Here is a 26,333-nt window from a genome sequence, read left to right on the forward strand (position 1 = left end):
GCCGGTCAGTCACTCCGGACGGGTCGGGCCTTTCATGTCTGCCAGCCTGTCGCCGTCCCGTGTCCGGTCATCCGGCGTTTTCTTCCCTAGGGCATCCGTTGATATGTCTCATTTCAGGGTTTTTGCTTCATGACATGGCAGACGATTCTGCGCCGTGTGGCTTTTGGTCTTCTGGTGCCGCTGGTGGGGCTGCTGCTCGCCGTGGCCCTGCTTCTGGGGCGGCTGGCACAGGGGCCGCTGGATGTGACGGGGCTTTCCCACCGGTGGGGCGGGGCTTTCGCCCATCCGGGCGGGGGAACGCTCAGCTGGGAACGGATGACCCTGTCATGGAAGCCCAGACAGAACGGACATTCGGCCAAACTGCTGCTGAGTCTGGACACGGTCAGGTTCCGGGCGGCTGATGCGGATGATGGTGACGGGCTGGTCGAGGCCGACATGCCCGTGCAGACGCTGGAGCATGTCGGGGTCGTCTTCAGACTGGCGAGCCTGCTGCATGGGCGGGTCGGTGTCCGGTCGCTGGACGTGCAGGGTTTGCGCCTGCTGGCCTTCAGGGATGCGGAAGGTCACTTCAGGCTGGCAAAGCTGCGGCATGGTGCTGCCCGTCACAAGAATGATGGAGGGCCGTCTCTGGCCTCAGTCATTCCCTATCATCTCGATCTGCATGACATTGAGCTGACCGTCAGGGATGAAACGCAGCCCGACACGGCGATGATCGTGGCCATGCCGGAACTGAAGGCGGATTATGCGTGGCAGACGGGCTGGCAGGGCCAGATGGTGGCGTCCATCCAGGCACCGGGTCTCGGTGATGCCCCGGGCGTGTCCACTGTCCGTCTGACGGGGGACATTGCCCCTGACGGGAATGACAGGACGCACTGGAAGCTGAGCATTTCGCCTGTCCGTTTTCCGGTTCTGGCGGCATGGCTTCCCCTCTCTCCGGGGCAGAAGAAGGGCATGGCCATCCCGGACATGCTGCTGGCTTTTCATCTGGAAGGTCAGCTGAACGGGCGTGACCTGTTTGGACAGTTCGATCATGTGGATGGTGAGGTGGAGGCGGGTGCCGGTGAGCTTGACCGTCCGGGGAAGATACCGTTCCGCCTTGCCTCTGCCCGGTCATCATTCCGGATCGGCCCTGCACAGGCCGACCAGCCTGAACCTCTGGCCCTGAGCCTGCATACGGACCTCAAGGCTCTGGATTCTCTCGGCAATATGGTGCCGTTCATTCTGGATGCTCATGGCCGGATGGATCATCTGACCAGTCCGAAGGATGTTGAACTGACCATTGACGGGAACGTGGCGGCGTTCGACTTTGCGACGCTGGCCAGTGTCTGGCCGGATGGTACGGCCCGTGGTGCCCGCCGCTGGATGACGACCAACATGACGGCTGGCCGTGGTGAGAACCTGAATCTTCAGCTTTATTTCTCAAGTCATACCGGCTGGGATGGGCTGGATGTGACGAAACTGGGTGGTGACCTGGTCGGCCGCAACCTGAACGTCACATGGATGGACGGGATGCAGCAGGTGACGGGCGAGGATGCTCATGCCCATTTCATGGATGATGGCCGCCTGATGATCGAGGTGCAGCACGGTCACCTTGCTGACGGGCGGGGTGGCAGCGTTTCCGTGCCGACGGGGCGCATCATCCTGTCAGGCCTGCTGGATCACGAGCAGACAGGTGATTTTTCTCTGGGAATGGAAGGGCCTCTGCCCGCCTTCACCAGCGTCCTGTCCAGCCCCCGGCTCAATCTCCTGTCCCGTCATCCTGTCGATCCGGCGGAAACGGGGGGAGACCTGAAGGGGGTCCTGTCCCTGACCCTGCCGCTCAGAAGCCATATCCAGCTGAAGGAAATGGCATTCGGCGCAGAGTTCGATCTTCATAAAATATGGATCAGCATGCCGTCCATGGGGCGCATACAGGAGGGCTGGGGACACCTCTCCGTCAATGAGGCCGGGCTGACGGTGAAGGGTGGTGCCCAGTTCCGGGGCGTTGACGTGACGGGCAGCCTGTTCGATAGTTTTCAGGCCAACATGCCGGGCCGTCTCCTGCTGAAGGCAGACCTGAGAGCGGCGCTGGGAGCGTCGGCGTTCCGCAGTTTCGGTATGCCGCCTTCCCTGACACAGGAATCGGTTCTTCAGGGCAAGGGTGCGGGACACATCGTTTACAGCCAGTATGGGGAAGGTCCCGGCCACAGGCGTGGCACGGCTCTTGTCGAGGCTGATCTCAGGGAGCTGGGGATCAGGGCCAGGTTCTGGCAGAAACCGGTCGGTGTTCCGGCGGGCCTTCAGGGGAATGTCACGTGGCGGGATGGGCACATGACCCGTCTGGATGATGTGCGTGCCTATGGGCCGCAGCTTGCCCTTCAGGTTGAAGGGCACATGAGGAATGATCAGCTGGGTGGCCTTACGCTCAGTCATTTTCAGGTCGGCCGGACAGTGGGGCGTGCCGTGCTTGACTGGCCTGTGAAGGGTGATCCGGCTGATGGCCGGTACCAGATTGATGTCCAGACGAAGGTTCTGGATGTCACTCCCTGGCTGGGGGGGCGGAAAACCGGCAGGGGCGGTGCGTCATCCGGCAGGGCGGCCGAGCCAAAGAAAAAGGCCATTCATGCGGTGGGGTCCATTCTCCCTGCGGGTGTCTGGAGCATCGGGCTGAGTGCCAGCCGCATGATTTATGGAAATGAGCAGGAAGCACGGCATGTGACGGCCAGTCTCCGCTGGGCGGCGCGGCGTCTTCAGGCAGCGTCTTTTCATGCGGCCCAGCCTTTTGTCAGTTTCGACCTGTCTCCGGTTTCCGGGCAGATCGGTACCCTGGACATGAAACTGGCTATTGCCGATTTTGGGAGGCTCCTGGCCTCCGTGGGGGTTTACAACCAGCTGACGGGCGGCACGTTTGATCTTCAGGGGCGTTGCCAGCCTGTGGCGGCAGGTATGGCGGAGTCCGATGCGCAGCGGACCATGGGGCTGGGACTGGGGCTGCCGCCCTTCACCGGTACGCTGAGGGTGGACCACATGACGCTGGAGAATCCGCCAACGGCACTGGTCATCGCCACGCTGGCGGCTCCGATGCATTGGGGGCAGATATCCCGCAAGCGTTTCGAGGATGTGCGTGTCAGGGCGTCTTTCGGCATGGCGGGGCAGCGGCTCACTCTGGAGGATGCCCGGGCGGGGAATGCCATTCTCGGTGGCACAATGAAGGGGCAGATGGATTTCAGGCAGTCCACGATGGCCATGCGGGGGACGCTCTCGCCATTCTTCGGAGTGAATCAGGCGGCAGGCAGCCTCTTCGGGGCGAAAAAGGGGCGGGGCATCATGTCCATGACCTATACGCTGGAAGGCAGCCTTGCCAGACCGGAGATGCATGTCAATCCGTTCTCGGCTCTGGTACCCGGTGTGCTGCGGCATCTGTTCGAGTGAGAGGCCGCAGGTCCTGGCATGTAGCGGGAGACAGGAGAGAGGATGATGTCGGATATGGTGCCTGATCTCTTTGGCGGTCCTTCACCGGAAAGACCGTCCTGGCATGATGGGGCTGGTGAGGCGGAACGTCGTATTTCCACAGGGCAGGAAACACGCCAGAGGGCGGGAACCCGGCCGCTGGCTGACCGGCTGCGCCCACAGTCGCTGGATGACGTGCAGGGGCAGGCCCATCTCCTTGGGCCGGAGGGAACGCTGACCCGTATGCTGGAGAATGGTCATTTTTCCAGCCTGATCCTCTGGGGAGGACCGGGCTGTGGCAAGACGACCATCGCCCAGCTGCTTGCCGCACGGGCCGGGCTGTTCTACACCAAGATTTCCGCCGTGTTCTCCGGTGTGGCGGACCTGAAAAAGGCGTTTGAGGAGGCACGCCGCAAGGCTGAGGCGACAGGGCGGGGCACGCTGCTGTTCGTGGATGAGATACACCGTTTCAATCGTGCCCAGCAGGACGGTTTTCTGCCCTATGTGGAGCGGGGCACGGTCGTGCTGGTCGGGGCCACGACGGAAAATCCGTCTTTTGCGCTGAATTCGGCCCTGCTGTCCCGCTGTCAGGTTCTGGTCCTGCACCGGCTGGATGATGAGGCTCTGGAGCAGCTTCTTGTCCGTGCAGAAAGCGAGACGGGCAGGAGCCTGCCCCTGACGGCTGAGGGACGGGCGTCCCTGCGGGCCATGGCTGACGGGGACGGGCGTTATCTGCTAAACATGGTTGAGCAGCTTCTCTCGCTGACGAAAGCGGACACCCGTCCTCTGGGAGCAGCCGAGCTGGCCCGGTCCCTGTCCCGGCGGCCCGTCCTTTATGACAGGGACCGGGATGAGCATTACAACCTGATCTCCGCCCTGCATAAATCCCTGCGAGGGAGTGACCCGGATGCGGCCCTGTACTGGTTCGCCCGGATGCTGGAAGGGGGAGAAGACCCCCGTTATATTGCCCGCCGTCTCGTCCGTTTTGCCAGTGAGGATATTGGCGAGGCTGATCCGACCTCCTTGCCTCTGGCACAGGCCGGAGCAGCGGCCTATGAGCGGCTCGGTTCACCGGAAGGTGAGGTAGCTCTGGCGCAGGTGGTGGTGCATCTGGCCGTCGCTTCAAAGTCCAATGCGGTCTACAAGGCTTATAATGAGGCCAGGGTTCTGGCAAAGCAGACAGGCAGCCTCATGCCGCCCGCCCATATCCGTAATGCGCCGACAGCCCTGATGAAAGAGCTGGGCTACAAGAAGGGCTATGAGTACGACCATGATTTTGAAGATGGCGTCTCCGGCCAGAATTACTTTCCGGACGGGATGGAAAGAGTGACGCTTTACAGGCCGGTTGACCGTGGTTTTGAAAAAAGAATCAGGGAACGTCTGGACATGGTGGCGCAGAAACGGGCATCTCGCCAGTCATGAGTGTTGAGAATCGTATCGTCAGTGAGGATGAGGCCGATCTGCGCCTTGATCGCTGGTTCCGCCGTCATTACCCCAACCTGACACAGGGTGGCCTTCAGAAACTGTGCCGCAAGGGGCAGGTGCGGGTTGATGGAGGGCGCGTGCAGCCCAACAAGCGGCTCTTCCCCGGTCAGAGCATCCGCATTCCGCCACTGCCGGATCAGAGCCGCCCTGCACCCCCGCCGCCGCCCAATCCGGAGCTGGTCCAGCAGCTGCGGGACATGATCATTTACGAGGATGACCACCTCATCGTGCTGAACAAGCCATCCGGACTGGCGACGCAGGGTGGCCCCGGCATCACCGTGCATGTGGACATGATGCTGGAGGGCCTGCGGCCGGAGGGGGGTGACAAGCCCCGCCTCGTGCACCGGATTGACCGTGACACGTCCGGCATCCTGCTTCTGGCCCGCACGCCCGGTGTGGCGGCCAAGCTGGCGGCGGCCTTCCGGGGGCGTGAAGTGAGCAAGACATACTGGGCTGTCGTTGTCGGGCGTCCCAGCCCTGCCGAGGGTGTGATCGACCAGCCGCTGGCCAAGGTCGGTGCGGGCGGCGCATCGCTCATTGTCCCCGTCGCCCGTGGGGAGGAGGATGCGATGAGTGCCAAGAGTTCCTATGAGACGCTGGATGCCACGGGCAAGCGTTTCAGCTGGCTGGCCCTGTCTCCCTGGACGGGGCGCACGCACCAGCTGCGGGTCCATACGGAAAGTCTGGGCACGCCAATTCTGGGTGATCCCCGCTATGGGGGTGAGACTGCCCATGTGGAAGGCTTCCCGGACAGGCTGCATCTTCATGCCCGGATGCTGGACTTCCCACATCCGGCAGGGGGACGGTTGCAGGTGGCGGCTCCCCTGCCGCCCCATATGCGTGAGACCTTCCAGATGCTGGGATTCATTGCGGGCGATACACCGGCACCACGCCGGACACGGTAAAAGACTGACAAGGGAACGGCAGGCCTTTCATGGAGAGGCTGCCGGTGATGAGAGAACAAGGACAACAGCAGATGAAGAAGCTGGCAGTAATCCTGATCGGACTGGTGGTGGTGCTGACAGGCATCAGCCTTGCCCCGCAATTCCTGATAGATCAGGACCATCTGCGACAGCGTGTCATGGTCGCCTTCCAGCGGCAGACAGGGCTGGAGCTGAAAATGGGGGAAACCTCCTTCCAGCTTCTGCCGTGGCCGTCCTTTCAGGCCACCAATGTGGTGTTGACCCGTCCGGGCTGCACGCCCTTCGTGGCGGCACGTTCCGTCCATGCGGACATGTCCCTTCTTGCCATCCTGAACCGGGAAATTTCCTTCCAGGAATTCACGGTGAAGGGGGCGGGCATCATGCTGCACCGGGCCAGTGAGAAAAACTGTTCCACATGGCTGCCCATGCTGTCGCAGGACAGGGGAGCCGTGGCCCTGCCAGACCACGATGGCACGGTCAGCCCCCGCTGGAAGGTCAGCTTCGGTGGGCTGCATCTGACGGATGCGGAGCTTTCATGGCAGGATGATCTGTCCGACGGGCATGTTCCGGCAGGGGGGCATCTTCACATCATCAGTCTGGATATGGCCGGAATGCGCAGTGCCAGCCCCTGGGTTGATTTACAGGGTACGCATGAGCATACACCCTTCACGCTGCGGGGGCGGGTTGGTCCGCTCAGCAGGCTGGTTTCTGCCAGTGCGGAGCAGAAAGACCCCTGGGCGTTCAGTCTGGGCATGACACTGGGTGCGGGCGAGCATCAGGATCACGCAACGCTGGATGGGACCATGCGGGATGCCCACCATCTGCGTGGCGTGAATGTCACGCTTTCGGGGCGGTGGTCCTCCCTGCAGGGCATGAGGCATCTTTTCCCCCATGCGCTTCCGGCTGATCTCGGGCAGCTGGAAGGTACGATCCGCTTTCACAGCGATGATGACATGAGTGGTGTGGCAGCCACCAATGGGGCTGACATGGCCCTGACGGATGCTCTGCTGCATCTGCCGGGTCGGCTGGTGCCGGACCAGATTCATGTCCATCTGGGGAGTGTCAGCCTGCCGGCGGGGGCGTGGCATGTGGCAGCGCCTCTCCAGCTGAGTGACATCCAGATTGATGCGGACAGTGCGCAGGCTCCGCTTGTTCTTCAGGGGCAGGCTGTCTGGGGGCGTTATGCGTGGCTCTTTCATGGTGAGGCGGAAAGCCTCCAGCAGGCACGGGCTGCCGCTTTCGGCAGTACGCCTGCTTCTGTCGGGCTGAAGCTGAATGTGCGGGGGCAGGACAAGACACTCTCCAGCCTGTTCAACCGGAATGATGCGGTCAGAACGGATGCCCGACAGGACAATGTTTCTTTCGATCTTCAGGGGCAGGCTGGCCGACAGGGAAGCACGCTGACTCTCGTCGGTCAGGCGGCTCTGCTTCAGCTGCCCGATATCCGGGGACTTTCCGGCCTGCTGGTACATGATGGCCACGTGAAGGGCCAGCTTGTCATGGGGCCGGTGAAAGATGGCAGTCTGTCCTCCCTCTCGGTCCGGGACATGGAGTTTGAAAGTCAGGAAGCCGGGGGCATCCTGTCAGCTGACCTGCCGGTCCAGCCGGAGGCGGGGCTGACCGGGAAAATTCATCTGACCCATGTGGATGGAGACCGTTTCACTTACGCTCCCATCATGACGCCCGCCGATGCGGTCGTACCCGCCGGTTCATCATCTCCTGCGGTCACGGCCCCGGCCGGGCCGGATAAAGGAACGCCGCAGAAGCCGGAAGCCGCTCCTTCTGCAGGAAAGGCCCCGGAAAATCTGCTGGTGCAATGGTTCGGGAGCATGGCGAACAGGCCATTCGATGTGGACATGATGGCCGACCGGTTCCATGTGGCGGGCATTGCCTATCAGGGGCTGCACCTTCATCTGCTGGGGCTGGAAGGGCGGCTGAGCCTGTCCGTGCTGGGGGGCAGCGTGCAGGATGTGCCCCTTTCCGGGGAGGTCGTTCTGGATGGATCAGGCGATCCCGTACGGATGGGCATGAAGGCCAGTCCCCTCATCCTGCCTGCTGGCTGGGTGCAGATGGCCCTGAACCAGCCCGTGACATTTGAAGGCCCCGTACAGCTTGATGGTGCCCTTGGTACGGAAGGGACACAGCAGGCTGCCCTGTGGCAGGCACTGGATGGCCAGATGGGTCTTTCACTCGTGGATGGGCGTGTCCACAGGGATGTCCTGGCGCCACTGGCAGGGCCTGCGGCCAGCCTGCTCAAGATGGGGGCTGGAACGATGGGGCTGCGCTGTTTTGCCGGAACGGCGAAGTTTGATCACGGGCAGGCGCAGTTCAGTGACATGGCTCTGGAGGTGAAGCATCTTTCCGTCATCGGGCAGGGCACGATGAAACTGGATGACATGAGTTACACGCTCCAGCTCATGCCACATGTCACCCTTGTAGGGGCGGATTTCGCCACGCCGCTGACGCTGTCCGGGCAGAATGGAACCTTCCATATCGGGACGCAGGACAGGGATCAGACACCCCTGAACACGGCCAGCTTCGGGAATGATGCCTGTGCTTATGCCGTCCAGCAGGCCCGTGCCGGGCAGAAAGGCCTGGCCCTGCCCGCACGGGATGAGGGGCATTCCGGTGGTGGGGCTGGCGGGATTCTGCGTGCCCTTGGCCTTGGTGGTAACTGACAGAGGGGGAGAGCGGCGTCATGGCGCAGTTCCGCAAGCGTTTCTGGAAGCAGGTGACAGTGGGACCGGTTGGCGGAGGGGGCCTGTCGGGGCCATTGCTGGATGGCCGTCCCGTGAAACTGCCAGCTGGGGAGCTTCTGGCTGTGACGTCGCCTGTTCTGGCAGAGGCCCTTGCGGAGGAATGGCGGCAGATTGCCGAGGGGGCACAGTTCACCCCGGATGATCTGGCCCTGACCCGTATTGCGGGCAGTCATATCGAGCGTGTTCTGCCCGATCGTGCGTCCATGGAGGACGCCCTGCACGCTTATGGCATTGACGATAATCTCTGCTACCAGAGTGCTGCGCAGGATGAAGGCGTGGTGGCCCGCATCCGGGCCTGGGCAGCGGAACAGGGGCTGCATCCTGCCATGACGGAGGGTCTCATGCCCCTGACGCAGCCGGAAGCCTATGGCACGGCCCTGAAGCAGTATCTTTCAGCACTGGAGCCAGCCACTCTGGCGGCTCTGGGTGTGATGGTGCCCATTACAGGCAGCCTGCTTCTGCCGCTGGCTCTGGTCCATGATGTCATCAGTTTTGATGAAGCCGTGCATCTGGCCCATGCGGACGAATATCGCCAGCTGGAACAATGGGGCCATGACAAAGAGCTGGCCACCCTGCTTGAAAAGCGGAACGCAGATATTGCCGATGCGCTCCGTTTTCTGCATCTGGCGCAGGGCAGGAAGCCGAATAGCTGATACAGAAAAAGCCCATCCGCTCATGAGCCGGAGGGGCTTTTTTTCAAGGTCAGTGGGGCGATTTATTCCCCGTTATCAGGCACCATGATGCTGACGGCGGCCGTAGCGGCGATGCCTTCTTCCCGGCCCGTGAAGCCCAGACGTTCGGAAGTTGTGGCCTTGACGGAAATGCGGCTGGGATTGACCTTCAGCAGCTCGGCAAGGCGGGCACACATGGCCTTGGCATGAGGGCCGATCTTCGGGCGTTCGCAGATGATGGTCAGGTCGGCATTGACCAGCATCCCACCCCTGGAGCGGATCAGCTCCCCGGCATGAACGAGGAAGCGGGCGGAGTCCATGTCACGCCATTTCTCATCGGTGGGTGGGAAGTGGCGGCCAATGTCGCCTTCATTCAGGGCGCCATAAATGGCATCGCAGAGCGTGTGAATGCCCACATCTGCATCGGAATGACCGGCAAGGCCTTTCTCATGGGGAATCTCGATCCCGCAGAGGATGAGCTTGCGGCCTTCCGCAAAGGCGTGAACATCATAGCCCAGACCGACACGGGGCAGGAGAACAGGAGCCTGTGATGGCTGTTTCTGCTGGTCCTCAATTACACGTTCAAGCCGCATCAGATCCTCCGTAACGGTCAGTTTGATATTGTCTTCCGAACCCATGACGATGGCCACCCTGTGGCCTTCCGCTTCCAGCAGGCCGGCATCATCGGTCAGGGCCGTGCGGTGGCGGTCATGCAGGTCCCGCAGCAGGGGGAAAGAAAATCCCTGGGGTGTCTGGGCACGCCAGAGGCCCTCCCGTGAGACTGTCCCGGTGATGATGCCATTCTCCACCTTCTTCAGCGTATCGCTGACAGGCAGGGCCGGGATGACGCCCTCATGGGTTTCCAGTGCTTCAAGCGTACGGGCGATGAGGGCTGCGGGGACACAGGGGCGGGCACCATCATGCACAAGGACGATATCCGGCGGTTCAGGGAGTGCTGCCAGAGCATCCAGACCGGCCCGGACACTGTCATGCCGTTCGGCTCCACCCTCGACAGGGGGGAGGACATCCAGCCCTGCCAGAGCTTCGGGCAGGAGCGGGTCACTGCCCACGGGCTGGAGAACATCCACATGCGGCAGCAGGGCCAGAGCGGCGTGCCGGATGATGGGCTGCCCCGCCAGAAGGTGAAACTGCTTGCTGATGCTGGCCTGGTCCTGGGGGGCACCGGCAGAGAAACGCCGCCCACGTCCCGCCGCCAGAAGAAGGGCGGCAATGCGTCTGCGTTTCGGGTGGGCGTGAGGGGCGTTCACGATGGCGGGTCCTTCTTTTGGGAGTGTCAGTGGGTCATGCCCATGTGATGGGGGCTGTCCAGACTGAAGGCGGGGATGGTGACATCAAAACGGTAGCCGCTGGCCGGAGCGACCATGTGGTAGATGCCCTCCATGAAGCCGCTGGGAGTCTTGAGTTCGGCCCCGGATGTATATTGGTAGCTGCTGTCCGGTGCAATGACGGGCTGTTCACCCACCACGCCTTCGCCATGAACCTTTTCCTGCCCGCCACGCTCATCCGTGATGGTCCAGCTGCGGGACAGAAGCTGGATGCTCTCCTTGCCTTTGTTCTCGATCAGCACATGATAGAGCCAGACATAGCGATGCTCTTCGGGGTCGGAATGTTCATCCACCCAGAAAGGACGGACATTGACGGTCACCTGACCAGTATGGGCCGTGAAGGCGGGCAGGGCCGTGATCGGCTCCAGCTCCAGCGTTTCCGTCTCGGCCATCGGGCCTTCTGAAGGGGGGGAATTGTCAGACATGGCTTCTTACTAGAATCATTATGGCGGTTTGTCAGGTCATTCCGTCAGGGCTGGAGGATTTTCCCTTACTGGTATTCAGGACATCTGTAATCTGTCCGGCCTGTCGTGGCGCAGCCCGTCACATTCCTGCTCAGAGGGCGTGACGGGCTGCCAGACGTGGCGTTACCTGCCTGCCTTCAGGGCGGCTTCGGCACCCCGGCGGAGGTCTTCAATCAGGTCTTCCGCATCTTCCAGCCCGACTGAGAAGCGGATGGAGCCATCCGTGATCCCCAGCGCATCACGCTGGTCCTGCGTCAGCTTGCGATGCGTGGTGGTGGCGGGATGGGTGGCAAGGCTGCGGGCATCTCCCAGATTGTTGGAGATGGCAATAAGGCGGAAGGCATTGAGGCAGGCAAAAGCTCCTTCCTTGCCATTGGCCACACTGAAGGCCACCAGCGTTCCACCATTGCTCATCTGTTTCCGGGCGAGATCAGCATGGGGGTGATCCTTGCGGCCCGGATAGCGGACGGACGTGATGCCGGGCAGTTCGCTTAGCGCATCAGCGACACGGGCGGCATTGCGGGCCATGGCATCCACACGCAGGCGCAGCGTTTCCAGCCCCTTGGACAGAACCCATGCATTGAAGGGGGAGAGCGTGTTGCCCGTATTGCGGACGAAAGGCTGGAGCGTCTCGGTAATCCACTTTTTGCTGCCCAGAATGGCCCCGCCCATCACACGGCCCTGGCCATCAATATGCTTGGTACAGGAGTAGATGACGACATCCGCTCCGAGTTCCAGCGGCTTCTGGCCGACAGGGGTGGCAAAGACGTTATCCACCATGAAGACAGCCCCTGCCTTATGGGCGAGGTCAGCAATATGGCAGATGTCCAGCACATCCAGCATCGGGTTGGAGGGCGTTTCAATCAGCACGGCCTGGGTGGGCTTGGAGAGGGCCTCTTCCCATGCCTTGAGGTCCGTACCGTCCAGCATGACGGTTTCGATCCCGTAGCTGGGGAGCAGGGAATCCAGCAGCCAGTGCGTGGAACCGAACAGGGCACTGCTGGCCACGATGCGGTCACCCGCCTTCAGCTGGGCCAGCAGGGCGCAGGAGACAGCCCCCATGCCGGTGGACGTTGTCTGGCAGGCTTCGGCTCCTTCCAGCAGGGCGAGACGATCCTGAAGTGCATCAACCGTCGGGTTGCCATAACGGGAATACTGAAGGTGCTGGACTGTGCCTTCAAATGTGGCTTCCGCCTGTTCTGCACTGTCATAGACAAAGCCGGATGTCGGGAAGATGGCGTCTGACGTTTCGCCATGTTCGGTACGGTTGCGGGCATCATGCAGCAGACGTGTGTCGGTGCGGCAGGAGGCGAGGAAGGATGGATCGGTAGAGGGCATGGGTTCCTCCAGCTTGAAGAGGCAGGCCTTAAAGACGACCTGCCCGATAGGATGGAGGCCGTACGAAGTCCTGATTCTGCGGGAGAGAAACAGGGCCTCTTTAGCGCATGTTCTTTTACCTCGCCGCAAGCCGGCCTATCAAATCACGAGGGTGGCGTACCCATCGGCACGGCACGCCCTGACTATGCGCCCGGTGGGAGGGAGCGTCAAGGCGAACCGGTAAAGCCATGCTCCAAAACTGTATGAAAAGGGGATTGCATGGCATCCGGCCTGCCAGTATAAGAATCCCCACGAAGCGGATGTAGTTCAATGGTAGAACGGCAGCTTCCCAAGCTGCATACGGGGGTTCGATTCCCCTCATCCGCTCCAGAAACTTCCCGGAAAATTGAGATGATCCGTTCCCCAGCCCTCAGAGGGCCGGAGAAGTGGTGGTCCTGTGCCGTGCCAGCAGCAGATAGCTGAGCGTGGAGACGAGCAGGGCCGTCAGCCATGAGATGTCCACGCCATGCAGCCGTGCCAGCAGCGGGCCATGATAGAAGGACAGGTTGAGGAAGGGAATTTCGGCCAAAATGCCCAGCCCGTAGCTGAACAGGGCCGGACCGTTCACGAGGCCATAAACCCCGCCATCCCGTTCGAAGAAGGATGGGACATGATAGTCGCCCTTACGGATGAGGTAGAAGTCCGCAAGGTTGATGGCTGTCCACGGGATCATGACGGCCATGAGGAGGTCCAGCAGCGCACTGTAGGCGGCATTGAAGGATTTCGCCATAAAGAGGGCCATTGCCGTGGCTGTCAGGATGATGAGCAGGGTGATGATGAGGCGGCTCACTCCCCGTGGCTGCCAGCTGGTGCGGCAGCTATGCAGCAGCGTGATGAGGGACAGCGTGCAGCAGTAAAGGTCCATGGCATTGGCAAAGGCGATGGAAAGACCCAGCACCAGGATAATGAGACCAGCCCACGGCCCTGTCATGTGGGTGATGGCAATGGCGGGAGAGAGGCCCGTGGCGGCACTGAGAAAGGCCCCGGCCGTCATGGCCAGAAAGGTGCCGCCGACCGTGCCGCCATAGCAGGCAAGGAAGATGCGGGGGTAGCTGGTCTTTTCATCCGGCAGATAGCGTGAGGAATCCGAGACGTAAGGAGCCGTGGCAATCTGCCAGAGAACGGCGATGGAGAATGCCTGTAGAAACCCGGCAAAAGAGCCATGCAGGTCCGCCAGAAAGGCCTGCCCATGTGGCAGGCTTGCCAGCCCGACAAAGAAGCAGAGCAGGATGACGGCCGTCGTGATGAAGGACACGGCTGAGGAAAAGAGTTCGATCGTCCTGTAGCCGATGATGCAGGGCAGCAGGCTGAGGACGGCCATGATGAGAATGGCCGGATGCGCTCCCAGCGAGGGCAGAACGCTTCGCAGCGCATCGCCGCCCACCACGCAGTTGGAGGCGACAAAGCTGACATACATGATGACGACCATCAGGATGACCGGCATGGCCCCCCAGGCACCGAACTGCCCCCGGCTCTGGATCATCTGTGGCACACCCAGCCGAGGCCCCTGCACGGCATGAAGAGCCATGAAGACTGCACCGAGCAGGCTGCCCAGCAGGAAGGCAAGGGCCGTGAGGGTGAAGGAGATGTGGCACTGCAACGGCCCGAGCGCACCCGTCACGACTGTCAGCAGCGTCATGTTGGTGCTGAACCAGATGGTGAACTGGTCCCGTGGGCGGCCCCGCCTGTCCGAGGCGGGGATGGGGTGGATGGTGTGCTGTTCAATCGCTGAGAACATGATGGTCTGCCTTGCCGTGATCCGTGCCTGCTCCTGGGGTTACAGGCTGATATTGATGCGCCCGTAATAATAGCCGCCTGTCATGGGGATGCCGGCGGAGTTGTTGTCGTAGAACAGCGTGCCGATGTAGGAGTTCTCGGGCGGCATCCGGCGGGGCCGGACATTGAAGAGATTGTTCCCGCCAACGGCCAGATGGATGCGTTTCGTGGCCTGGAAGCCGACTTCAAGATCAGTCAGCCATGCTGGCGTGTTCACGAAGCGGTGGAACTGGCTCTGCGAATATTGCAGTGCCGCCGGTGCCCGGTCCTGATAGGTCACGTTGTTCACCGTCTCGCCATAGCGGGTCTGGCGCAGGTTCACGTTCCAGCGGTTCAGCTTCCAGTAGGCATTGAGGACGATCTTGCTCCGTGGTGAGGCCGTGGTGAGATAGCCGATCTGCTGGGCATTGAGGATGGGTGACCCGTTCGCATAGGTGTTGAGATGGTGGATGCGCGTGCGGTTCAGGTTGAGGGCCATGCTGAGATTGAGTGATCCGTAGCGGTGCAGCTTCAGGTCGTAATCGGCCATGATGTCCAGACCCTGCGTGCGGGTGCTGGCCCCGTTGGTGAAGTAGGTGGCCGTCACGTTGTCCGGGTCCAGCCCGCCGGGCAGGGTTGCCCCCATGAGGGCGATGGCGTTTTCTGCCGCACTGCCCTGGAAGCTGCCACCCGGCGCAATGCGGTTGCGAATGTTGATCTGGTACACGTCCGCAGAGACATGAAGGTTCGTGACGGGTTCCATCACGATGCCACCGCTGGCGTTGGTGGAGCGTTCCGCTTTCAGCCTTCGGGCACCGAGGGAGCTGGCCGCCACGGAGCTGACGGGCAGGCTGGCGACGGCCCCGTTGGGGGTGACGCTCAGCGCACTGTAATGCTGCTCCAGCAGGGTGGGGGCACGATAGCCATTGCTGATGGTGGCCCGCAGGGCAAAGCGTTTCGTAAAGTCATAGCGGGCGGCGATCTTGCCTGTCTGGGCATTGCCGGAATCGGTATAGTGCTCATACCGTCCGCCGAAATCGACATCAAGATGGCGGAGGGGGTGGAAGTCCGCATCTATGTAGCCGGACCAGACATTGCGGTTCCATGAACCGGCATTCTGCGGCATCAGCCCTGCGAAGCCCTGAAGGCCGCCCTTGTAGTAGGAGGCCGGTTCACCAGCCCCGATGGTGTATTTCTCCAGCCTGTGCTGGGCACCGAAGGAGAGGTCCAGGGACCGGCCCGGAGCAAAGGCGAATTTGCGGCTGATGTTCAGCGTGTTGTTCCACTGTTCGTTCTTGAAGCGTTCTGTCCGTGCCCTGGTGGGGGATGTGCCGTAATCGGCATAATAGGCCGGGTTGCCGCTGTTCTTCAGGGTCATGTGGTCATCATCGGCCCCGTATGTCGTGTTGGCGTCCCAGTGGAACCCGGCGGGCAGGCGGCCTTTCAGCCCCAGAGTGACGGCGTAATCCTGTTCCTCCATGGCCTCGATGGGGGCAAAGCCGTCCGGGTAATATTGCGGGAAGACATCCGGTGTCCGGTAATCCTGGAATCCTTCACCGTGACGGTGGGCGTAGGTGACGAAGCCATAGCCTTCCAGTGACCGGGTGAAGTGCTTGCCGAAATTGAGGCTGAGGCTCTGGCGTGTCTCTTCAGCAAGGCTGAGGGCCGGGTCGTCATAACGGTTCGTGCGGTCATCCAGACCTTTTTGGATGAAATGGTCGGTATGGTACATCTGCCCGGCCAGATTGACATAGCCATCCTCCCCAAGGGAGAAGCCCTTGTCGAAGCCGAACTGATACTGCCAGCCATCGCCATTATAGGCATTTGCTCCTGTCTGGGCATCAATGTCGGAGCTTCTGATGTCCTTTTTCAGCACGATGTTGATGACCCCGGCCAGCCCGTCGGCTCCGTAGCGGGAGGCGGCACCATCCCGCAGGATTTCGATATGGTCGATGGCCTCGGCCGGAATCATGTTCAGGTCAACCGGGCTGGAGCCTTCTTCCGGTCCGCTGTCAGCACTGATGTTCGCCGTGGTGTGGCGGCGTATGCCATTGACCAGCACCAGCGTGTGGTTGGGATTCAGCCCCCGCAGGCGGATGGAGGAGGTCAGGGCACCTGTATCATAGCCCGCTGTGCTGATGGTGACGGAAGGATTCACCCGTGCCAGCGCATCGGCCACGTTCAGCTGTCCCGTACGTCTGAGCTGCTGTGCCGTGACGATATCGACGGGCGAGGTGCTGGCCCGTGCCCGCTTCAGGGGTGTGCTGGTCCGCCGGACAGTCAGATGCTCGGCGGATGTGGCATTGATGGCATGTGGCCTGCGATGGGCTGGAGCTGCATGGGAACCAGTTTTTGTTGCGCTGCCGCCCTTTCTATGGGGTGTCCTGACGGCTGGAGCCGTCCCACTGGTGGTTGTGGCAGCCCATGCTTTGGAGGCGACGCCAGACATGGCTGTAGCAAGCTCGAGGCCGAAGCTGCATGACCCCACAAGGCAGGACAGGGACAGCAGGGAGGCAGGCAGACGGTAGGGGCCATGCAGGCGGGCCATGTGGTGTTCTCCGAAGGCAGAAGGAAAAGGATGGGGGAGGTCAGTTCCGGGATGAGAAGTGGGCAGCGAGGGCAGCAATGTGTTCCGGCCCGATGCCGCAGCATCCGCCGATGATGTCTGCGCCTTCGTCGTGCCAGTGCCGGGCGAAGTCGTTGTAGCGGTCCGGGGTCAGTGTGCCATCCAGCGGGGTGATGCTTTCATTGGCTCCATCCCCCTCGCCATCATGATGGTTGTGGGCGAAGCCGTTGGCATAGACGCCAAGCTGTATGGCAGGAGCTGTCTCTCCTGCATGGGCTTCCATGGTCCGGCGGGCCGTGCGGAGGGCTGCCACCATGATACGCGGATCGCTACAGTTGAAGAGCAGGGCATCCAGCCCCAGTTGAAGGGCGATCTTTACGGCATCATCCAGCAGCTCACCCGAGCGCAGGCGGACTGGAGCGTGCTGGTGGACGAGGGCGACAGGGTCGCCATCATCCAGCGTGAAGGAACCCCAGAAGGGGCGTGCATCATCCGTATTCTGGCGGATGAGCCTGTGGGCCGTCTGGAGTTCGGCAATGCTGCTCTGTGTCTCTGCCAGCCAGAGATCAGCCGACGGGACCAGCCCACGGATGAGTGGGGTCAGGATGGCCTCTGCCTTCTCCGGTGTGAACAGGTCGGGCCTGTAGGAGCCACAGCCTGGTGGCAGGGAGCCTGCCAGAAGCGGTCTGTCTCTGCCTTGAAGAGTCTGTGCGGCAATGGCCTGGCGGCCCAGAAGGCCGGAGAGACGGGCAAGGCCTTCGCCTTTTTCAGCAAACCGGTCATCGCCGATATGGAAGGGGACGACGGCATAGCTGTTGGTCGTGATGACCTGCGCTCCGGCCCCGAGGAAATTCTCATGGGCCTGCTGGACCAGATCAGGCCGCTCCATCAGGCTGAGAGCGGACCATTCTGGCTGGCGGAAGGGGGCCCCCATGCGGTGAAGCTCACGCCCCATGCCGCCATCCAGGATGAGCGGGCGGCGACGCATGGTGGTGGGGGCAGGAGCAGGAGAAGAAGTCATGGCGTCTGGTCCGTGAGGGCGTGATGTCTGCCCCCTGTCTGTTTCTGGTTTCTGTTGACGGTGCGCCATGCGTATAAGGAGTCTGAAGAAATATCAATCCCATACACATATAAGCATAATGTTATATGTAAAGTATGAGAGTGCTGAAAATTATGCGGCTACTGAAGAGACTGAATGAACATAAGTTAATGTAGTGTACCTGCCAGATCAGGAGGCGGTGTTCTCATATAAAAAACTGTAAAAAATATTTCTTTCTCATGCGGAATGGATGTCCACCGCCCGTGAATGACAGGCGGTGGAGTGGGACGCTTACGGGCTGCTAAGCGTGTCCTGATATTTCTGACCGTCAAAAACCCAGCGATCATTCCCGTCAACGACGATATCCGCCATGCCGTTATGACGCTGGCGGGCAATGCGGATGGTGCCATTCACGCTGTCGAGCAGCGTGTCCCATTTGTCGCCATTTTTGCGGTAGATGGATGTCGTGCAGCCTGCTGACCCGCAGAGACGGTAGGACTGGAGCTGGACAAACAGGATCATGTCCTTCTGCTTCGGGGCAAGCTGGGCCGTGCCGGTCAGGATGATGGGCTGTTCATGGTGACGGGCAGCATCCTCCAGCAGGTCGGCATTCAGGCTGCGGGCCTGCCTGTCCAGCTCCGTACCGGGCTGGGATTTCAGTTCTACGGGGATGGTCCCGGCCTTCTGGCTGGCATGATGATGACGGCTGGCAGCCCCGGCCGTGCCAATGGTCAAGGCCATCAGGGCAGCGGAAAAAAACAGGGTCCTGGGGCGGCGGTGTGCGTGGGTCATGATGTGATCTTTTCTGATTGGGAACAGGGGGAGAAACCGTGGCAGGCCGTGATGTTTGTCATTCGTACCGTAACGTGACGACAAGAACATCCCGGTAAGCCGGGAGGGAGGGGTCTTCCGGTTCGACGGCCGTGACGCCATGATAGACACGGTGGTCATCCACGATGGCCGTATCCAGCGGGTCCGTCAGGGTGAAGGAGCCAAGTTCGGTCTGCTGATCCAGCGCATGGATGCTGGTGACACCCTCACGGATGTTGCAGCGGTTGACCATAAAGACGAACACCCAGTCCACACCATCACGGTGCATTCCTTCCGGGGTCGGGCGGGCATCTGCATCACTGGCGGCTTCAATGCGGAACTGGTGGACTTCCACATGCCATGAGGCAGGCTGTGGCCGTTCCGGCGACAGCTGGTCCGCCATGCTGGATGTTGCCTGAAGGATGGCTGTGAGGGCCGGATGCTGGCCCATCTCATTCGTGATCGGGCTGAACCAGCGTTCCACCCCACCATTGAGCAGGTTGTAATCCCGGCTCTGGTAGTGGGGTTGGTGTTTCTTGCGGGTCAGGCTGCTGCCGGTGATAGAGAAGGTGCCATAACGGCGGCGGCGGTAACGGCCGCCATCCGCCATGTACAGGTCCATGCCCAGATCATTCCAGCTTGCGGCAAAGCCGTCCCAGTCCTTCAGGCCGTAAAGGCTCAGCCATGTCCTGGCCTGTGGTGCAGGGAGGAAGGTAAACCCGTGGGCCCGGACCTGGTCTTCAGTCGTCACGATAGGGGCTGCGTGGGATGATGTCATGGTGAAAGACTCCCTGTGGCCGTAATGAAGGCGGAATAGGTCGGGCTTTGTCCGGTCATACGGGTCGTGGTGATGTTGCCACGCAGTATAGGGGGTCTGTCAGTTCCTGTCTTGCTGATCTGTAAGGTATTCAGGAAAAAGAAACCCCATTCACATGAGGTGAAAGGGGGTTTTCTCTTGTCAGCAAGAACTGGTCTTACTTCTCTTCCGTCATGTCCTGCTTGGGCTGCTTGCCATTCAGGTCCGGATTGTTGGGTTTGAAACGTGCCCCGAGGGTCGCGCAGATGGTCCGGAAAATACCGCTCAGGCCCATCTGGTGCTGACGGAAAAGCCCTTCATGGATGAAACGGGCCAGCTGGGCACCAAGGCCATGCCCCCCGAAGCCTTTCTTGGATGGCCACATGCCCCAGGCATTATAGTCGCCTAGAGCCACGACAGAGCCACGGTCGGTATAGACGAACGGGACAGGCTGCTTGCCTGCCAGCTGGCGGGGAATGGCAATTCGGCCGACATAGCGGCCTTCCTGCCGGGCGGCCTGGGCCGTGGGTGCCGGGGGATCGACCTCCATGCGGGCGCAGTCGCCGATGGCGTAGATGGAGGGGTCTTTCGTGGTCTGGAGCGTGCTGCCGACCATGATCTGCCCGCTGCGGCTGAGTTCCAGTTCCTTGAGGAGGGAGGTTGCCGCACAGGCCTTCACCCCGGCTGCCCAGATGGGGAAGTCGGAATCAATGCGGCGGCCATCCTTGAGGGCGATGTACCCGCAGCCGACCTCGCTGACCATGCCATTTGTGATGACTTCGAAACCAAGCTTCTCCAGCTCGGCCTGAGCCTCGGCGGAGACCTGTTCCGGGAAAGGCGGCAGGAGGCGGGGCTGTGCTTCGATCAGTGTTGGCTTCAGGAGCTTGCTGCGGGCATCCGGGCCAAGGCCGGGGGTGTTGTCAATGGCCTGGCAGAGTTCGGCGGCCAGCTGTACGCCAGTGGCTCCGCCGCCCACGATGCTCATGTTGACTGGCTTGTTGGTCAGCTGTGCCCGTTCGATCAGGGAGCGGAAACGGTCATGGATGGTGTTCGCATCGGCCAGCGTGTTAAGGAAGAGGCAGTTCTCTTTTGCCCCCGGTGTCCCGAAGTCGTTGGCACAGGCACCCAGCGCAACGATGAGCAGGTCATAGTTCAGGACCTGCCCGTTCTCCAGATTCAGCGTCTTGGTCGTTGTGTCGACGGTATCCAGCGTGCTCTGGATGAAGGTGAACCCGAAGCGTTTGGCCAGCTCATTGAAGGCAAACAGGTTGCCTTTCGGGCCGATCGTGCCGGAGGCCAGCTCATGCAGGACAGGCTTCCAGATATGGACGGCGTTCTGGTCAATCAGAGTGATCTTGACACGGGAGTTGTGACTGAGTTGGGTTGCGGCTTCCAGTCCGCCAACACCACCTCCCAGAATGACGACATGTTTTTTTGCGGACATGAACCGTTCCTTATTTTTCTGAATATGACAGGCGCAAGCAGGACTCGCAGTGGAATCTGCTCTAGCGGGCCGTCCCAGTATATACAAGCTCTGTCATGGTAATCAGCATGGTTTTCTGGGCCGGCAGGCCCTTTATTGGGCAACAGTCAACAGAAATCTGACAGAACAGGCCCATTCTGCCGGAAATGGCGGAATGGGCCTGCGTCATCCTGTAACGGAAGTGTTACAGGTCAGCTCCGGTAAGAGCCATTGATGTCGATGTAGCCATGCGTCAGGTCACAGGTCCAGATACTTGCACAGCCGGACTTGAGACCAAGGTCAGCCGTGATCGTGATTTCCTGCTGGCGCATGTAAGCGTTCAGGGCCTCGACATCGTGTTCCTTCACGCTGCCCTGGCCGGCCACCCAGTGATCGCCGATGGCGATGGAGAGGCGGTCCCTGTCAGCCGGTTCCCCGCTCTTGCCGACAGCCATGACGACACGGCCCCAGTTGGCATCTTCCCCGGCGATGGCGGTTTTCACCAGCGGAGAATTGGCGATGGACATGGCGATGCGGCGGGCGGATTCATCACTCTGGGCACCCTGCACGTCCACACGGATCAGCTTGGTGGCCCCTTCACCATCGCGTATGACCAGCATGGCCAGTTCGTGGAGAAGCTCCTTCAGGGCCGTGCGGAAGTCCGCCAGAGCGGCATCCTCATGGCTGCTGATTTCTTCATGCTCGGCCTGGCCGGTGGCAAAAAGCATCAGCATGTCTGATGTGGAGGTGTCGGAATCAACCGTGATGGAGTTGAAGCTCGGTCCCACGCCTTCCTCCAGCAGGGCCTGAAGCACGGGCTGGGGGAGCGTGGCATCGGTGGCGACATAGGCCAGCATGGTGGCCATGTCCGGCGCAACCATGCCGGACCCTTTGGCGATCCCCTGGATGCAGACGGTCGTGGTACCGATTGTCACTTCACGGCGGGCCGCCTTCGGGAAGGTGTCCGTCGTCATGATGGCACGGGCGGCGTCTTCCCAGCCGTCATCATGCAGGCCCTCGATGGCGGCGGGCAGGGCGGCGATGATCTTCCTGTAGGGAAGCGTCTCGCCGATCACCCCGGTGGAGGCGAGGAAGACATCCTCAACCGGGCAGTCCAGCTGATGGGCGACTTCTCCGGCGCAGGCCACCACGGCTTCTTCCCCGGCACGGCCGGTGAAGACATTGGCGTTGCCGGAGTTCACCAGCAGTGCCCGTGCATTGGGCGTGCTGGCAAGCGCACGGCGGCACCAGGAGATGGGGGCACCGGGGCAGAGGTTGCGGGTATAGACACCTGCTGCCGTCGTACCGGGGGCGAACTCGACCAGCATGAGGTCGGTCCGTCCCTGATAGCGGATGTTGGCCTCCACACCACTGAGCCGCACCCCGGCGACCGAGATCAGCCTAGGCAGTGACAGTGCCAGAGGGGAGCGGGGATATTTGGCCATGGCTCAGTGTGCTGCCGGTGTGGAGGCAGCCGGAGCCGGTGTCGTGATGGGCTGACCCTTGGCATCATAATGCACGATATGGGCCTGTTTCTCGGCAGCCTCCACGACCTTGCGGACTTCCTGACGGATCAGGTCGCGACGGATCTGGTCACGGACCTGCTCAAAGCTCGGAACCGGAGCGGTACGGGTGCCCAGAACCTGAATGACGTGCCAGCCATACTGCGTGTGGACCGGTTTCTGCGTGATGCTGCCGGACTTCATGGAGAAGGCGACGTTGGAGAAGTCAGGGATCATGTCCCCACGCTTGAACCAGCCGAGATCACCACCGTTCGTGCCACCGGAGGCCTTGTCCGTGGAGAGGCGGCCGGCCAGTTTGGCGAAGTCGGCACCCATGTTCAACTGGCGGATGATGCTCTGGGCCTTGGCTTCGCTGTCCACAAGGATGTGGCGGGCGTGTACTTCTTCCTCAGGCTTTTTGGAGGCGTAATGGACTTGATAGTAGTCCTTCAGGGCGGCATCCGTCAGCTTCGGGGCAACCTGCTCTTCCAGATAGGCGTTCTGGAGCACGTTGTTGGCAGCGGCTTCCATGGCGGCCTTGACGACCGGCTTGTTGGCGAGGCCTTCCTTGTCGGCCTGGAGCTGGATGGCCTTTTGGTCGATGAGCTGGTTGATCAGCAGGGGAATGATGACGGCAGGCTGGAGCTGACGGGCCTCCGGCGGCAGGGACGTGGCGGCACGCTGTACGTCACCCAGAGTGATCTTCTGGTCATTCACGGTGGCCAGCAGCATGTTCGGGTCTGCGGCGGGTTTGGCTGGCTGTGCGGCGGGCTGCGTGGCAGCAGGCTGAGCATCGGCAGCCACGGCCTGTGTCATGAGGGGAGCGGAGGAGAAACCCCCGATAAGGGCGGCAGTGCACAGGAGAAGGGAGCGGGAAAGCCGCATGAAGGACCTCGTCGTTTCGCTATGGTTAAAACTCAGCCCTTTCACCATGACAAAGCCTGCCCACCCTAGCAAGGGCAACATGGTGGGAAAAGGCAAAGATTTTCTTATATTTTATGTCATTTTTGGCGGGAAGGGAAATGAAGGCGAAAAAGCGGAGAATGGCACCGTATTGCGAGGAGCGGGAAAGGCTTTTCCATTGACCATGATGGCGAGGCCCCTTATGTCGGGCATATATGAAAAGCGTTGTGACCATCCGCAGCAGGTGTCTTCCGGCCTTTCAGGGGAAAGAGGAGCACACATTGGCCGCTGATGGCGAAACTTTCAGGGTAACTCATGCTTTCACGCCTTGCTCGCGCCCTCTTCGGCCACTCTAACGACCGCTCCCTCAAGAAGTATCAGCGGCGTGTGCCGGAGATCAATGCTCTGGAGCCGCAGGTGCAGGCTCTCACGGATGAAGAACTGAAGGGAAAGACGGCGGAATTCCGCCAGCGTCTGGCCGACGGGGCTTCCCTGGATGATCTCCTGAACGAGGCGTTTGCCGTCTGCCGTGAGGCATCACAACGGGTGCTGGGGATGCGCCATTTCGACGTGCAGCTCATTGGCGGCATGGTTCTGCATGATGGTCAGATTGCCGAGATGCGGACGGGTGAGGGCAAGACCCTTGTCGGCACGCTGGCCGTCTATCTGAATGCGCTGACCGGCAAGGGCGTGCATGTCGTTACCGTCAATGACTATCTGGCCAAACGTGACGCTGAGGAAATGTCCCGCCTGTACGGTTTCCTTGGCCTGACCACCGGCGTGATCATCCCGAACCTGACGGATGACCAGCGTCGTGCGGCTTATGGGGCTGACATCACGTACGGAACCAATAACGAGTTCGGTTTCGACTATCTGCGGGACAACATGAAATATTCGCTGGACGAGATGGTCCAGCGGGCCTTCAGTTTCGCCATCGTCGATGAGGTGGACAGCATCCTCATTGATGAGGCCCGGACCCCGCTCATCATTTCCGGTCCTGCGGATGACAGTTCCGACCTTTACCGGCAGGTGGATGACGTGATCGTCCAGCTGGTGAAGGAACCGGACGTCTATGACAAGGATGAGAAGCTGCGCACCGTCATGCTGACGGAAAAAGGCTCCGACCGTGTCGAAGAACTGCTCCAGCAGGCGGGCCTGCTGCATGAGGGCGGGCTGTATGACCTGCATAACGTGTCCGTCGTCCATCATGTGCAGCAGTCCCTGAGGGCGCAGACACTCTTCACGAAGGATGTCGATTACATCGTCCGTGATGGCAAGGTCATGCTGATTGATGAATTCACGGGCCGCATGATGGATGGCCGCCGCTATTCGGATGGTCTGCATCAGGCACTGGAAGCCAAGGAAGGCGTGGAAATCCAGCAGGAAAACCAGACGCTGGCTTCCATCACTTTCCAGAACTATTTCCGTCTCTACCCCAAGCTGGCTGGCATGACCGGTACGGCCATGACGGAAGCTGACGAATTTGCCGAGATTTACAATCTTCACGTGGTGGAGATTCCGACAAATCTGCCCGTCCGCCGCAAGGATGCGGATGATGAGGTCTATCTCTCGGCGGAAGAAAAATATGAGGCCGTTGCGGAGCTGGTCCGTAAGGTGCATGAGACGGGTCAGCCCATCCTTGTCGGCACGGCCTCCATTGAGCAGAGCGAAGTCCTGTCGCACCTGCTGCGGCAGAAGCGCATCCCGCATAACGTGCTGAACGCCCGTCATCATGAGCGTGAGGCCAGCATCATTGCACAGGCGGGGGCACCGGGGGCCATCACTATTGCCACGAACATGGCCGGTCGTGGAACGGACATCAAGCTGGGTGGCAATGTCGAAATGCTGGTGGCTGAGAAGACTGCAGGCATTGAGGATGAAGCCGAACGGGCTGCCGTGGCAGAAAAGGTCCGTGCACAGGTGGCGGCTGACCACAGGAAGGTCCATGAGCTTGGCGGGCTGTATGTCATCGGGACGGAGCGTCATGAAAGCCGCCGGGTGGACAACCAGCTGCGTGGCCGGTCCGGCCGTCAGGGTGACCCGGGCAATTCCCGTTTCTTCCTGTCCCTCCAGGATGACCTGATCCGTATTTTCGGTTCAGACCGCATGGGGGCGATGATGCAGAAGATGGGTCTCAAGCGGGGTGAAGCCATCGTGCATCCGTGGCTGAACCGGGCACTGGAGAAGGCGCAGAAGAAGGTCGAGGCCCGCAACTTCGACATGCGTAAGAACACGCTGAAATATGACGATGTCATGAATGCCCAGCGTAAGGAAGTCTATGCCCAGCGTCGTGAGTACATGGCCACATCCGACCTCTCCGGCATCATTGCCGAGATGCGGGGCAAGGTGATCGAAGACCTGGTTCACGCTCATGTTCCGGAGAATTCCTTTGTCGAGGCCTGGGATGTTGATGGTCTGGCCAGGGAACTTCACCGTGTGCTGAATCTGGACATGCCGATTACGGACTGGGCGCAGGAAGACGGCATGGATGAGGAGCATCTGATCGACCGTATTGAAGATACGGCAACGAAGGCTCATGCGGCCCGGTCTGCCAGTGTCGGTCCGGACATGATGCGGCTGATCGAGAAGCATATCCTGCTGACATCCTTCGACGGGGCCTGGAAGGAGCATCTGCACGGACTGGACCAGATGCGTCAGGGGATCGGCCTGCGGGCCTATGCCCAGCGTGACCCGTTGAACGAGTACAAGCAGGAAGCCTTCCAGATGTTCACCTATATGCTGGAAGACCTGCGGATGCGTGTCGTGCAGTCCATCGCCCATGTCCAGCCTGTCAGTGAAGCCCCGACCATGCCGCAGACCCCGACAGGTCTGATGGAAGAAGGGCCTTCTGATGAGGAAGCCCTGGATACGGCGACGCTGGCCCGCTGGCTCAATGAAGTGCCCCGCAATGCGCCATGTCCCTGCGGGTCCGGGCAGAAGTTCAAGCACTGTCACGGCAGGATGATTTAAGAAGGGGCCGTCTTTTCCGGGCGGCCTTCTGGCGCACGCCGTCGGTGCGTGGAAGTATAGACGTTCAACCTTTCTG

Annotated in this window: 18 protein-coding genes, 1 tRNA gene and 1 riboswitch; of the genes, 8 read left to right on the forward strand and 11 right to left on the reverse strand. The window is 61.0% G+C overall.

From position 1 onward, the window contains the following. The first annotated feature begins 129 nt into the window (after positions 1-129). The 5 genes from NQF87_RS04830 (at position 130) to NQF87_RS04850 (ending at position 9,249) form a co-directional block, all read left to right on the forward strand. Positions 130-3,411, forward strand: a complete 3,282-nt coding sequence (locus NQF87_RS04830; protein ID WP_266127282.1) for an AsmA-like C-terminal region-containing protein — start codon at positions 130-132, stop codon at positions 3,409-3,411. 42 nt (positions 3,412-3,453) lie between these two features. Beyond that, the gene (locus NQF87_RS04835; protein WP_407652001.1) at positions 3,454-4,851 is read left to right on the forward strand and encodes a replication-associated recombination protein A; all 1,398 of its coding nucleotides are present in this window, start codon (positions 3,454-3,456) and stop codon (positions 4,849-4,851) included. Beyond that, positions 4,848-5,819 carry an RluA family pseudouridine synthase gene (locus tag NQF87_RS04840; protein ID WP_266127283.1) on the forward strand — a complete coding sequence of 324 codons (972 nt, stop codon included), beginning with the start codon at positions 4,848-4,850 and terminating at the stop codon, positions 5,817-5,819. Before NQF87_RS04835 ends, NQF87_RS04840 begins: the two co-directional genes overlap by 4 nt. A 71-nt stretch (positions 5,820-5,890) precedes the next feature. Further along, a complete protein-coding gene (locus tag NQF87_RS04845; protein WP_266127284.1) occupies positions 5,891-8,515 on the forward strand; it encodes an AsmA family protein in 2,625 nt (874 codons plus the stop codon). Positions 8,516-8,535: 20 nt separating this feature from the next. Beyond that, positions 8,536-9,249 carry an ATP12 family protein gene (locus NQF87_RS04850; RefSeq protein WP_266127285.1) on the forward strand — a complete coding sequence of 238 codons (714 nt, stop codon included), beginning with the start codon at positions 8,536-8,538 and terminating at the stop codon, positions 9,247-9,249. A gap of 62 nt (positions 9,250-9,311) precedes the next feature. Here NQF87_RS04850 and ispF read toward each other — a convergent pair whose 3' ends face one another. From ispF to metZ, 3 genes are all read right to left on the reverse strand, one after another. Next, positions 9,312-10,535, reverse strand: coding sequence for a 2-C-methyl-D-erythritol 2,4-cyclodiphosphate synthase (ispF, locus tag NQF87_RS04855; protein WP_266127286.1), 1,224 nt, complete (start codon positions 10,533-10,535; stop codon positions 9,312-9,314). A 26-nt stretch (positions 10,536-10,561) separates the two neighbouring features. Next, positions 10,562-11,038, reverse strand: coding sequence for a Co2+/Mg2+ efflux protein ApaG (gene apaG / locus NQF87_RS04860; protein ID WP_266127287.1), 477 nt, complete (start codon positions 11,036-11,038; stop codon positions 10,562-10,564). 162 nt (positions 11,039-11,200) lie between these two features. Then, complete coding sequence (metZ, locus tag NQF87_RS04865) at positions 11,201-12,415, reverse strand: O-succinylhomoserine sulfhydrylase (protein ID WP_266127288.1); 1,215 nt, start codon at positions 12,413-12,415, stop codon at positions 11,201-11,203. Between the two features lie 79 nt (positions 12,416-12,494). Next, positions 12,495-12,575, reverse strand: a riboswitch (SAM riboswitch). 135 nt (positions 12,576-12,710) lie between these two features. On the opposite strand from metZ, the gene NQF87_RS04870 reads away from it, so the two are divergent. Further along, a tRNA-Gly gene (locus tag NQF87_RS04870) sits at positions 12,711-12,784 on the forward strand. 40 nt (positions 12,785-12,824) lie between these two features. Here the strand turns inward: NQF87_RS04870 and NQF87_RS04875 are convergent. The 8 genes from NQF87_RS04875 to NQF87_RS04910 all read right to left on the reverse strand — a co-directional run bounded on the left by NQF87_RS04875 (position 12,825) and on the right by NQF87_RS04910 (position 23,269). Further along, the gene (locus tag NQF87_RS04875; RefSeq protein WP_266127289.1) at positions 12,825-14,192 is read right to left on the reverse strand and encodes a purine-cytosine permease family protein; all 1,368 of its coding nucleotides are present in this window, start codon (positions 14,190-14,192) and stop codon (positions 12,825-12,827) included. Positions 14,193-14,231: 39 nt separating this feature from the next. Continuing rightward, on the reverse strand, positions 14,232-16,658 hold the full coding sequence (locus NQF87_RS04880; protein ID WP_407652009.1) for a TonB-dependent receptor plug domain-containing protein: 2,427 nt from the start codon (positions 16,656-16,658) through the stop codon (positions 14,232-14,234). A 139-nt stretch (positions 16,659-16,797) separates the two neighbouring features. After that, on the reverse strand, positions 16,798-17,796 hold the full coding sequence (locus NQF87_RS04885; RefSeq protein ID WP_266127291.1) for a homocysteine S-methyltransferase family protein: 999 nt from the start codon (positions 17,794-17,796) through the stop codon (positions 16,798-16,800). 309 nt (positions 17,797-18,105) lie between these two features. Beyond that, positions 18,106-18,606, reverse strand: coding sequence for a hypothetical protein (locus NQF87_RS04890; protein WP_266127292.1), 501 nt, complete (start codon positions 18,604-18,606; stop codon positions 18,106-18,108). Between the two features lie 58 nt (positions 18,607-18,664). After that, on the reverse strand, positions 18,665-19,402 hold the full coding sequence (locus tag NQF87_RS04895; RefSeq protein ID WP_266127293.1) for a 2OG-Fe dioxygenase family protein: 738 nt from the start codon (positions 19,400-19,402) through the stop codon (positions 18,665-18,667). Positions 19,403-19,598: 196 nt separating this feature from the next. Further along, complete coding sequence (locus tag NQF87_RS04900; RefSeq protein ID WP_266127294.1) at positions 19,599-20,864, reverse strand: NAD(P)/FAD-dependent oxidoreductase; 1,266 nt, start codon at positions 20,862-20,864, stop codon at positions 19,599-19,601. A gap of 230 nt (positions 20,865-21,094) precedes the next feature. After that, a complete protein-coding gene (gene argJ, locus NQF87_RS04905; RefSeq protein ID WP_266127295.1) occupies positions 21,095-22,327 on the reverse strand; it encodes a bifunctional glutamate N-acetyltransferase/amino-acid acetyltransferase ArgJ in 1,233 nt (410 codons plus the stop codon). A 3-nt stretch (positions 22,328-22,330) separates the two neighbouring features. Beyond that, positions 22,331-23,269, reverse strand: a complete 939-nt coding sequence (locus NQF87_RS04910) for a peptidylprolyl isomerase (protein WP_266127296.1) — start codon at positions 23,267-23,269, stop codon at positions 22,331-22,333. Here NQF87_RS04910 and NQF87_RS04915 point away from each other — a divergent pair. Next, positions 23,268-23,579 carry a hypothetical protein gene (locus NQF87_RS04915; protein WP_266127297.1) on the forward strand — a complete coding sequence of 104 codons (312 nt, stop codon included), beginning with the start codon at positions 23,268-23,270 and terminating at the stop codon, positions 23,577-23,579. The genes NQF87_RS04910 and NQF87_RS04915 overlap by 2 nt on opposite strands. A 23-nt stretch (positions 23,580-23,602) precedes the next feature. Then, a complete protein-coding gene (secA, locus tag NQF87_RS04920; RefSeq protein ID WP_266127298.1) occupies positions 23,603-26,257 on the forward strand; it encodes a preprotein translocase subunit SecA in 2,655 nt (884 codons plus the stop codon). Positions 26,258-26,333 lie beyond the last annotated feature (76 nt).

It is taken from the genome of Bombella dulcis, from assembly GCF_026385505.1.
Lineage (GTDB): Bacteria > Pseudomonadota > Alphaproteobacteria > Acetobacterales > Acetobacteraceae > Bombella > Bombella dulcis.

Bases quoted from the DNA above. Each gene is read 5' to 3' on its own strand.
- NQF87_RS04830 (WP_266127282.1), top strand. From the start codon at position 130: ATGACATGGCAGACGATTCTGCGCCGTGTGGCTTTTGGTCTTCTGGTG.
- NQF87_RS04835 (WP_407652001.1), top strand. From the start codon at position 3,454: ATGATGTCGGATATGGTGCCTGATCTCTTTGGCGGTCCTTCACCGGAA.
- NQF87_RS04840 (WP_266127283.1), top strand. From the start codon at position 4,848: ATGAGTGTTGAGAATCGTATCGTCAGTGAGGATGAGGCCGATCTGCGC.
- NQF87_RS04845 (WP_266127284.1), top strand. From the start codon at position 5,891: ATGAAGAAGCTGGCAGTAATCCTGATCGGACTGGTGGTGGTGCTGACA.
- NQF87_RS04850 (WP_266127285.1), top strand. From the start codon at position 8,536: ATGGCGCAGTTCCGCAAGCGTTTCTGGAAGCAGGTGACAGTGGGACCG.
- apaG (WP_266127287.1), bottom strand. From the start codon at position 11,038: ATGTCTGACAATTCCCCCCCTTCAGAAGGCCCGATGGCCGAGACGGAA.
- metZ (WP_266127288.1), bottom strand. From the start codon at position 12,415: ATGCCCTCTACCGATCCATCCTTCCTCGCCTCCTGCCGCACCGACACA.
- NQF87_RS04875 (WP_266127289.1), bottom strand. From the start codon at position 14,192: ATGTTCTCAGCGATTGAACAGCACACCATCCACCCCATCCCCGCCTCG.
- NQF87_RS04880 (WP_407652009.1), bottom strand. From the start codon at position 16,658: ATGTCTGGCGTCGCCTCCAAAGCATGGGCTGCCACAACCACCAGTGGG.
- NQF87_RS04885 (WP_266127291.1), bottom strand. From the start codon at position 17,796: ATGACTTCTTCTCCTGCTCCTGCCCCCACCACCATGCGTCGCCGCCCG.
- NQF87_RS04890 (WP_266127292.1), bottom strand. From the start codon at position 18,606: ATGACCCACGCACACCGCCGCCCCAGGACCCTGTTTTTTTCCGCTGCC.
- NQF87_RS04895 (WP_266127293.1), bottom strand. From the start codon at position 19,402: ATGACATCATCCCACGCAGCCCCTATCGTGACGACTGAAGACCAGGTC.
- NQF87_RS04900 (WP_266127294.1), bottom strand. From the start codon at position 20,864: ATGTCCGCAAAAAAACATGTCGTCATTCTGGGAGGTGGTGTTGGCGGA.
- argJ (WP_266127295.1), bottom strand. From the start codon at position 22,327: ATGGCCAAATATCCCCGCTCCCCTCTGGCACTGTCACTGCCTAGGCTG.
- NQF87_RS04915 (WP_266127297.1), top strand. From the start codon at position 23,268: ATGAAGGACCTCGTCGTTTCGCTATGGTTAAAACTCAGCCCTTTCACC.
- NQF87_RS04910 (WP_266127296.1), bottom strand. From the start codon at position 23,269: ATGCGGCTTTCCCGCTCCCTTCTCCTGTGCACTGCCGCCCTTATCGGG.
- secA (WP_266127298.1), top strand. From the start codon at position 23,603: ATGCTTTCACGCCTTGCTCGCGCCCTCTTCGGCCACTCTAACGACCGC.